Origin of the sequence: Bacillus sp. JJ1474, assembly GCF_036965225.1 — a bacterium.
In the GTDB taxonomy this organism is placed as follows: Bacteria; Bacillota; Bacilli; order Bacillales; family Cytobacillaceae; genus Cytobacillus.
On the sequence record NZ_JBALPC010000007.1, the window covers coordinates 23,645 to 33,046 of the forward strand.

At 39.2% G+C, this 9,402-nt stretch carries 8 protein-coding genes and 2 riboswitches; all 8 genes read left to right on the forward strand.

Annotation, left to right across the window (positions count from 1 at the left end):
• Nucleotides 1-665: LysR family transcriptional regulator substrate-binding protein (locus V7164_RS00965; RefSeq protein ID WP_335353213.1), on the forward strand; the 665-nt coding region annotated here is incomplete at its 5' end.
• A 143-nt stretch (nt 666-808) separates the two neighbouring features.
• A complete protein-coding gene (locus tag V7164_RS00970) occupies nt 809-1,837 on the forward strand; it encodes a tripartite tricarboxylate transporter substrate binding protein (protein WP_335344827.1) in 1,029 nt (342 codons plus the stop codon).
• A 19-nt stretch (nt 1,838-1,856) separates the two neighbouring features.
• A complete protein-coding gene (locus tag V7164_RS00975; RefSeq protein ID WP_335344826.1) occupies nt 1,857-2,348 on the forward strand; it encodes a tripartite tricarboxylate transporter TctB family protein in 492 nt (163 codons plus the stop codon).
• Between the two features lie 14 nt (nt 2,349-2,362).
• Nucleotides 2,363-3,874, forward strand: coding sequence for a tripartite tricarboxylate transporter permease (locus tag V7164_RS00980; protein ID WP_335344825.1), 1,512 nt, complete (start codon nt 2,363-2,365; stop codon nt 3,872-3,874).
• 52 nt (nt 3,875-3,926) lie between these two features.
• Nucleotides 3,927-5,369, forward strand: coding sequence for a bifunctional 2-methylcitrate dehydratase/aconitate hydratase (locus V7164_RS00985; RefSeq protein ID WP_335344824.1), 1,443 nt, complete (start codon nt 3,927-3,929; stop codon nt 5,367-5,369).
• 12 nt (nt 5,370-5,381) lie between these two features.
• Nucleotides 5,382-6,287, forward strand: coding sequence for a methylisocitrate lyase (gene prpB, locus V7164_RS00990; protein WP_335353214.1), 906 nt, complete (start codon nt 5,382-5,384; stop codon nt 6,285-6,287).
• Nucleotides 6,288-6,381: 94 nt separating this feature from the next.
• A complete protein-coding gene (locus tag V7164_RS00995; RefSeq protein WP_335344822.1) occupies nt 6,382-7,422 on the forward strand; it encodes a GntG family PLP-dependent aldolase in 1,041 nt (346 codons plus the stop codon).
• Between the two features lie 154 nt (nt 7,423-7,576).
• Nucleotides 7,577-7,656: riboswitch (ZMP/ZTP riboswitch) on the forward strand.
• A 177-nt stretch (nt 7,657-7,833) separates the two neighbouring features.
• Nucleotides 7,834-7,914: riboswitch (glycine riboswitch) on the forward strand.
• A gap of 116 nt (nt 7,915-8,030) precedes the next feature.
• The gene (locus tag V7164_RS01000; RefSeq protein WP_335353215.1) at nt 8,031-9,227 is read left to right on the forward strand and encodes a phosphoglycerate dehydrogenase; all 1,197 of its coding nucleotides are present in this window, start codon (nt 8,031-8,033) and stop codon (nt 9,225-9,227) included.
• The last annotated feature ends 175 nt before the right edge of the window (nt 9,228-9,402 follow it).

Sequence of the window (9,402 nt, forward strand, 5' to 3'; positions counted from 1 at the left end):
TTAAAAATTTAACTACGGGAGAATTTAAGACTGGTGTTGGGGACACGATCTCCAGATATTTTTTACTTCCATATTTAGAGGTTTTTCACAATAATTATCCCAATATTAAATTTAAGATTGTGAATGGGACGACATTAGAAATCTGCTCTTTGCTCAAATCGGGAGAGGTCGATGTGGCTGTTTGTAATTTCCCGATTGATGACCCTGCGCTAGAGTTAAGGCCATGCCTTGAAGTCCACGATATCTTTGTATGCGGAGAAAAATATAAGGCCCTATTATCTGAAGCCGTGAGTATCCAGAAATTAGTCAAGCTGCCTTTAATTTTTCTAGATAATTCAAATTCCAGAAACTATGTTGAAGATTATTTACTATCCAAAGGTATACAAATATCCCCTGAATTCGAATTAGGCTCACATGATCTACTTTTGGAATTTGCAAAAATTAATCTAGGGATTGCCTGTGTGACGAAGGAATTTTCACTAAGTTATTTAAATAAAGGATTATTGTATGAAATCAAGCTTATTGAGGAAATACCAAAACGCGATATAGGTGTCTGTTTTCTGAAAAGTGTTCCACTTTCGCCAGCATCTACTAAATTTGTGGATATTATTGAAAATAAAAAAGACGGAAAGAAAATACCATATTCTTTAAACACTTCTAATTAATAAGAGGTGTATTTTTTTGGTTGCCGCAAACGAAATAATCCAAATATTCCAAAATCTATTTAATTATTTTGAAAATGGCTACATATGATTAGGAGTAAGGTTTGATTTTCTCATTAAGGAATAAAAAATTTGGAGGGGGATTCATGAGAAAGATTCTTTCAATTATGTCTGTACTTTTACTACTATTTGTAGCTGCATGTTCAAGTGATTCTGCTACAAAAAAGCCAGAGGAAGAAAAACCAAATGAAGAAAAGCCAGAGAAAACGTGGGAACCAGAAAAGGCTATTGAAATCGTTGCACCTGCTGGTCCTGGAGGCGGTTGGGATACAACTGCGCGTATGGCAGCAAAAGTCTTTGAAGAAGAGAAGATTATCGAGCAAAGCTTAGGAGTAGTAAACAAACCTGGAGGTGGAGGAGCAATTGCTTGGGCGTACATTCATAGCAAAAAGGATAGCCCATATAACTTGTTCGTTACTTCGCCGCCTATGCTTTTAGTTCCGCTTAACGGACAATCTGAGTTTGATTTCGAGGATTTCACACCAATTTCTAACCTGATTGCGGATTATGCAGCGATTGCCGTTAAGGCAGATGCAAAATGGAATAATTTAAATGAATTATTTGAGGACATGAAAAAGGATCCATCTAGCATTTCGATTGTTGGAGCATCTTCTCCAGGAAGCATGGACCACATTCAATTCATTAAAGTAGCAAAGGCTGCTGGAGTAGACATTAAGAAAATAAAATATGTATCAGATCAAGATGGTGGTGCACTTACTCAATTGTTAAATGGCAGTGTACAAGTTTTTTCAACAGGTGTAGCTGAAACGGTAGAGCAAGTAAAGGCAGGGAAAATTAAGGTATTAGGTGTGACCTCAGAAGAACGTCTATCTGGTGAAGTGTTAAAAGACTTCCCAACAGTAAAAGAGCAAGGAATTGATGCTACGTTCATTAACTGGAGAGGTTTCTTTGGGCCGCCGGAAATGGATCAAGCCGCACTAGACTACTATGAGAAGAAATTTAAGGAGTTAAGTGATTCTGCAGGCTGGGCGAAAATACGAGAGCAATATGGATGGTCTGAAATGTATATGAACAACAAAGAATATGTTGAATTTTTGACAAAAGAAAAAGTAGCCATGAAAGAGCTATTAGATGAATTAGGCATAGGAAAATAAGGAATGCAATAGGGAGCCAATGGATCAATTCATTGGCTCCTTTCCAAAAGGTGGTGCAAGCGTGTTAAATACATTGAATAAAAAAATATCCGTTTTTTTAGCATTGATATCCATTGGCTATTTAGTGTTAAGCCTTCGTTTACCAGCTTTTCCTTATGTTCCAGTAGACTCCGATGCAGTTCCGATTACACTTGGATTTATTCTTTTGTTTTTATCAATCTTACTTTACTTCAATAAGGATGAACAAAAAGGCGAAGGCAGAAAACTTCCAAAAGGGGAAGGGAAGGTAATTTTAACTGTTCTTAGTTTTGTATTGCTCTATATTTTCTTTCTTGAAATACTAGGGTTTATCATTACAACTGCCTTATTTCTTTTCCTTAATTCTCGATTTCTTGGATACAAAAAATGGCTTTCAAATGTCATTGTATCTCTATCGATCCCTCTTTTTATCTATCTTTTATTTAATTCATTCTTACAAATTAGCTTACCAAAAGGCATTTTACCTTTTTAGGGAGGAGGGTTACATTGGATATTTTTGAAGGAATCATAACTGGCTTTAAAGTAGCGTTAAGCCTGCATGGCCTCTTATTTGTATTTATTGGTGCAGTTATCGGAACACTTATTGGGATGATTCCTGGTTTAGGTCCAATAACAGCTATTGCTGTGATGATCCCGATTACGTATGGAATGGATCCTGCAATGGCCTTATTGTTAATGGCAGGAGTTTATTATGGCGCTGCTTACGGTGGTGCAGCTTCTTCTATCTTACTGAATGCACCTGGAGAATCAATGTCTGTTCCAACTACCTTCGATGGATATCCAATGGCAAAACAGGGGAAAGCGGGTAAGGCATTGGCCATTGCCGCAATCGCTTCCTTTGTAGGAGGTACAGTAAGTGTTGTTCTTTTAACACTTTTTGCACCGGTTCTTGCAAATCTTGCCATATCATTTGGTCCTGCTGAATATTTTGCACTGATGTTAATGGGTTTAATGACTGTATCAAGTTTCTCAGAAGGTTCAACAGTAAAAGCTTTAATATCAGCCACAATTGGGTTTATGATTTCCACGATAGGAATAGATGGACAAACAGGCACTGTGAGATATACCTTTGGCATTACAAATTTATTAGAAGGAATTGACTTTCTAGTTATAGCCCTTGGTTTGTTTGCATTAGCAGAGGTTAGCTCATTAATATTGGAACGGAAAGAAAAAAGTATCTTCAGCAATAAACTAGGAAGCTTACATTTAACAAAACAAGATTACAAGGAAATGGCTGGACCAATGGGCAGGCAATCCGTTTTAGGCTTTTTGATTGGCGTTCTTCCTGGTGCAGGCGGAACCATTGCTTCCTTTCTAGGATACATTTCTGAGAAGAAGTTATCGAAAAAACCAGAGGAGTTTGGAAAAGGTTCGATTGCCGGTTTAGCCGGACCAGAGGCTGCAAATAATGGAGCTTCTAGTGGTGCCTTTGTTCCTTTATTAAGCTTAGGAATCCCAGGTTCAGGAACAACAGCGGTTATGTTAGGGGCATTAATTGTGTTAGGGGTCCAACCGGGCCCATTACTAATGAATGATCACCCCGATGTGTTTTGGGGAGTGATTGCGAGTATGTATATCGGGAATATTATTCTGCTAATATTGAACCTTCCATTAATACCATATATATCGAAAATATTAAAAATACCGCGCCCGCTACTGATTTCACTCGTCATCGTATTTTGTTTAATCGGTGTGTTTGGAATAAGCTATAGTACATTTGATTTATATTTGTTGGTGTTATTTGGAATTATCGGTTTCTTTATGGCAAGCTTGAAATTTCCAGCAGCCCCTATGCTATTAGCCTTTATATTAGGCGGAATGATGGAACAGTCTTTACGTCAATCTTTGACCATATCAAACGGGAGCTTACTGATTTTTGCAGAAAGGCCAATTGCTTGCACATTACTTGTCATTGCATTCCTTTCCTTTATTGTACCGATCTTTAGGAATAGGAAAAAGAAAAAAGTGGCTGATGATTCAATGGACCAACAGCTATAACTCTATATAACACCTAACTAGTATTGATAAGGAAGAAAGGGTGATTAGTTTCATGCAAAAGTTAGAATCAACAAAAGCTCTTCAAGTAGATGAAGTATTAGAAACCATTGCAGAATATGTCTTAAATAAACAAATAACAAGTGAGGCTGCATTTGAAACAGCAAGATATGTACTCATGGATACGTTAGGCTGCGGATTTTTGGCAATGAGATACCCGGAATGCACAAAACATCTTGGCCCAATTGTCCCAGGAACGGTTGTACCAAATGGAAGCAGAGTACCAGGGACACAATTTGAATTAGATCCGGTACAAGCAGCTTTTAATATTGGCTGTGCAATTCGTTGGCTTGATTATAATGACACATGGCTAGCAGCCGAATGGGGACATCCTTCCGATAACTTAGGTGGCATACTTGCTGTTGCTGATTATGTAAGCCGGAAACGGATTTCTGAAGGAAGTGACCCACTCACAATGGACAGTGTACTTGAAGCAATTGTCAAAGCGCATGAAATTCAAGGAGTACTAGCCTTAACAAATAGCTTGAATCGTCAAGGTCTAGATCATGTTCTATTTGTTAAGATTGCAACAACCGCTGTGGTAACCGCTATGCTTGGGGGAACAAAAGAACAAATAATCAATGCCTTATCGAATGCATGGATTGATAATTCTAGCTTGAGAACATACCGTCATTTTCCGAATACAGGCTCACGGAAGTCTTGGGCAGCAGGTGATGCAACAAGCCGCGGTGTTCGGCTGGCGATGATGGCTATGAAAGGTGAAATGGGCTATCGAACAGCATTAACGGCTCCGAATTGGGGATTCCAAGATGTCCTTTTTGCTGGAAAGGAACTTACGTTAAGTAGACCGTTAGACACTTATGTGATTGAAAACATCTTATTTAAGATTTCGTTTCCTGCAGAATTTCATGGTCAAACAGCTGCGGAATGTGCGGTTGAACTTCACCCGCAAATCGTGAATCGTTTAGATGAAATTGATAAAATCGTTATAACGTCACATGAGTCAGCGATAAGAATTATTGATAAAACAGGTCCGCTTCATAATCCTGCAGACAGAGACCATTGTCTGCAATATATAGCGGCAATTGGACTCCTATTTGGAACAATAAATTCAGATCACTATGAAGAAGAAGCTTCACAGGATCCTAGAATTGATCGCCTGCGTGAAAAAATGGAGGTTATTGAAAATAAACAGTACAGTGAGGATTATCTAGATTCAAATAAGCGATCAATCGCCAATGCGATTCAAATATTTTTCAAGGATGGTACTTCAACTGAAAGGATTATCAGGGAATATCCAATTGGGCACCGCTTCCGCAGAGACGAGGGAATACCATTATTATTTAAAAAATTCAGCAGTAATTTAGAAACGCGCTTCCCTCAAAACCAAGTAAGAGAAATCTTTCAATTATGTACAGACCACAATGAATTATGTAAAACAAACGTCAATGATTTCATGGCGAAATTAGTAATCTAGGGGGGAATCCATATGCCTTGGATTGTTGATAAAGAACTAAGTCAAGAAGAGTTGGCCAAACTGTTTCGTGAAAAAATGTTACATTCTACTATTTTACAGATACCGGGAGTGCATGATGGAATGACCGCTCTTGTTGCGAAAAAAACTGGCTTCGAGGCACTGTATTTATCAGGTGCAGCCTATACAGCTAGTCGCGGTCTTCCAGATTTAGGTATTGTTACTTCAGAAGAAATGGCTGCACGTGCTAAGGACCTCATTCGTGCTGCAAATTTACCGGTACTCGTAGATATCGACACAGGCTTTGGCGGGATTCTCAATACAGCAAGAACAGCAAGAGAAATGGTGGAGGCAAAGGTGGCTGCCGTTCAAATAGAAGATCAGGAGCTGCCAAAGAAATGCGGTCATCTTAATGGAAAAAAGTTAATTAGTGTTGAAGACATGATGCAAAAAATCAAGGTTATTAAAGAAGTAGCTCCTTCATTACTTGTTGTTGCAAGAACGGACGCAGTTGCTGTTGAAGGAATCGATCAGGCAATTGAACGGGCAAATAAGTATGTAGAAGCTGGAGCGGATGCTATTTTTCCAGAAGCACTCACGAATGAAGAGGAGTTTCTGCAGGTGAAGAATGGAATAAAGGCGCCGCTGTTAGCCAACATGACAGAATTCGGAAAAACGCCTTATTTTCATGCTAACGAATTTGAATCATTTGGTTACAGCATGGTTATTTACCCAGTTACATCACTTCGAACTGCTGCAAAAGCAATAGAAGATGTTTTTACTGAAATTCGCAGCAATGGTACACAAAAGAATTACCTAAATAAAATGCAAACAAGAAAAGAACTTTATGAAACAATCAGTTACTATGAATTCGAAAAACTAGACTCGAAAATTGCAAAAACTATATTAACGGAAACATGAATGAGGGACATTTGGACGGGAACTATGTCCCAATTCAAACGAAGGCGGGACAATAAACCTGACCTCTTGTCCCTTTGAAAGTGGGTAAGTCATATTGGTTGATTTACGGAGTGATACGTTAACAAAGCCTACTGGGGCAATGAGAAGGGCAATGTATGAAGCGATAGTAGGCGATGACGGAAGAAGCAATCAAGACGGAAAAGGAGAAGACCCGACCGTCAATACCCTTGAAGACTTAGCAGCAAACATAACAGGGAAAGAAGACGCCATGTTTTGTAACAGTGGCTCAATCGGAAACATAATCGCTATGATGACTCACTGTATCAGAGGGGATATTGTAGCAATAGAGGAGAACAGCCATATATACAAAAGTGAAAGATCACCTTTCATGAAGAACTACTTTGGTTTACAACCAGTCTCTTATGAAACAGATGAGTTTGGGATTCCAAAAATAGAAAACCTCAAATCTATTTTTTTACAAGGAGAGACAAAGCTTTTATGCTTGGAGAATTCAAACAATTTCAAAGGCGGTACGTGTATGTCTGCTCAGGAGACAGAAGTGATCTGTAAACTGGCAAAAGAATGCAAGATTCCTGTTCATTTAGATGGAGCGAGAATATTTAATGCAGCTGCCTATTATAATCTATCAGTTAAAGAGCTAGTAGCCCCGGTTGATTCCATTATGTTTTGTGTTTCCAAAGGATTAAGCGCGCCGATCGGTTCCCTGCTTTGTGGAAGTAAAGAATTTATACAGCAGGCAAGAACAACGAGAAAGCTGCTTGGAGGAGGCATGCGTCAATCTGGTATTGTTGCAGCCGCAGGAATTCTTGGGATAACGGAGGAATCCCAAAGGTTAAAAGAGGATCATGAACATGCCTATTTACTCGCAAGCAAAATTGCGGAGAATAAAAATATTAAATTAAACCTCGGAATGGTTCAAACGAATATTGTAGTCGTTGATGTTTCGCCTAGTGGATATTCAGCAGGAAAATTTGAATCGGATCTTATGGAGCGTGGGTTAAAGGTTAAAAGCATGTCAGACAAATATGTTAGAATGACAACATACCGCGGTATAAGTAAAGATGATATAGAAAAAGCGGCAGAGATTTTTAATGGGTACTGTAATGAATTGTAAGGGACAATGGGACAGGAACCGTGTCCAATTAAGGAACGCGAGGACAAACTACTTCCAATCAATAACGAAGGCGGGACCATGAACCTGTCCCTCTGACCCACATAATTAGTGGTTGAATGTTTCAGAAGAATCTGATAAGATAGTATCAATTTCAAAGGCTATGTGTAACTGGCGAAAACGGATAACCGTGGGGGAGCACATAGTATCGATTAGCCGTTCGCCTGGGCAGAGGTAAGGGAGTTTATTCCCTTACCTCTTTGTGTATATACAGGAGGGATGGCTCAGAAAATTAATGGTTGATAAAGCTTTTAATTTCTATTATTGTAGAGATACAGATTTTTCCCAATATTTGAACGTTTTTAAAAAGTGAATAGGAAGAAAGCTATGATTGTTATGGGTCACACTATAGCAGGAGCAGCTTCTGGAGAGACTGCAGGTTGACTGCAGCGCCGAAGGGTTCAAAATCTCAGGCAAAAGGACAGAAGAATAACGAATGTATTGTGGTATTTGTTATTTTTTGATGTCTGAAGAGATTGGAGAACACCAGTCTCTTTTTTATTTTATTAGATTCCAAGGTTATAAATATACGATAAAGAGGAGAAGTGAAGATGAGCACAACAGTGGTAAATAAAGCAAAGACAATCAAAACATTAAATAACATCGCAGAAAGCGGACTAAAAGTTTTTAATAATCATTATACAATTGACAATGATAGTGAGAACCCTGATGCAATTGTTGTTCGCAGCTTTAATATGCATTCAATGGAATTCGGCAAACAATTAAAGGCTATTTCGCGAGCAGGAGCGGGCGTGAATAACATTCCGGTCGATAAGTGCACGGAGCAAGGGATTGTTGTATTTAATACCCCAGGTGCTAATGCCAACGCGGTGAAAGAATTGGTGCTGACTTCATTAATGGCTGCATCTCGTAACCTTTTTGCCGGAGTGAGCTGGGTTAAGACGTTAGCGGGCGAGGGAGAACAAATTCCAAAGCTTGTGGAAGCGGGCAAGAAGCAATTTGTTGGGAAGGAAATTAAGGGGAAAACTCTAGGCGTCATTGGGTTGGGAGCGATCGGCGCACTTGTGGCGAATGATGCGATTGAGTTAGACATGGATGTCATTGGGTTTGACCCATTTATCTCTGTTGATATTGCCTGGAAGTTATCCCGCAAAGTACAGCGGGCGATGACAATTGAACAGCTTTTTGCTGAATCTGATTATATTACCGTCCATGTTCCATTAACGGAAGATACAAGAGAAATGTTCAACGAAGCGACCTTTAGCTTAATGAAGGACGATGTCTATATTTTGAACTTTTCTCGAGGTGAATTAGTGAATGAAAAGGATATGCCAGCTGCCCTTGAAAGCGGAAAAGTAGGAAAGTATATGACAGATTTCCCAAATGAAAATGTAATGAAAATGAAGAACGTGATTCCAACCCCTCATCTTGGTGCTTCTACAGTTGAATCCGAGGAGAATTGCGCGATTATGGCAGCCCGCCAGCTAAAGGAGTTTCTAGAGACAGGGAATGTTAGAAACTCAGTGAATTTCCCCAATGCTGCTCTTCCTTATACCGGAAAACAGCGTGTGACGGCTTTCCATCAAAACATTCCAAACATGGTCGGAAAGATTACATCTGCTATATCAAACTATCATTTAAACATCGCCGACATGGTGAATAGAAGCCGTGGCGATTATGCTTATACCATTATTGATATTGATAATAATGTAGATAATGAAATTATGTTGAGTTTGGAAGAGATCATTAGCCAGATCGATGGAATTGTGACCGTTCGGATGATTTAATTGACAAAGACTAGCCCTCTTAAGGTGGGGGCTGGTCTTTTTTTGCCAGAAAGAGTTCATGAAGCTCGTTTTAGCAGGTTAAGATGGAAAACGGAAATCCATGAAGGGTTCATGAGGCTTGTTTTAGCAGGTTAAGATGACGGAAGCCATGAAGGGTTCATGAGGCTTGTTTTAG

Coding starts and splice junctions, on each gene's coding strand:
- V7164_RS00970 (WP_335344827.1), top strand. CDS start 809: ATGAGAAAGATTCTTTCAATTATGTCTGTACTTTTACTACTATTTGTA.
- V7164_RS00975 (WP_335344826.1), top strand. CDS start 1,857: ATGGATCAATTCATTGGCTCCTTTCCAAAAGGTGGTGCAAGCGTGTTA.
- V7164_RS00985 (WP_335344824.1), top strand. CDS start 3,927: ATGCAAAAGTTAGAATCAACAAAAGCTCTTCAAGTAGATGAAGTATTA.
- prpB (WP_335353214.1), top strand. CDS start 5,382: ATGCCTTGGATTGTTGATAAAGAACTAAGTCAAGAAGAGTTGGCCAAA.
- V7164_RS01000 (WP_335353215.1), top strand. CDS start 8,031: ATGAGCACAACAGTGGTAAATAAAGCAAAGACAATCAAAACATTAAAT.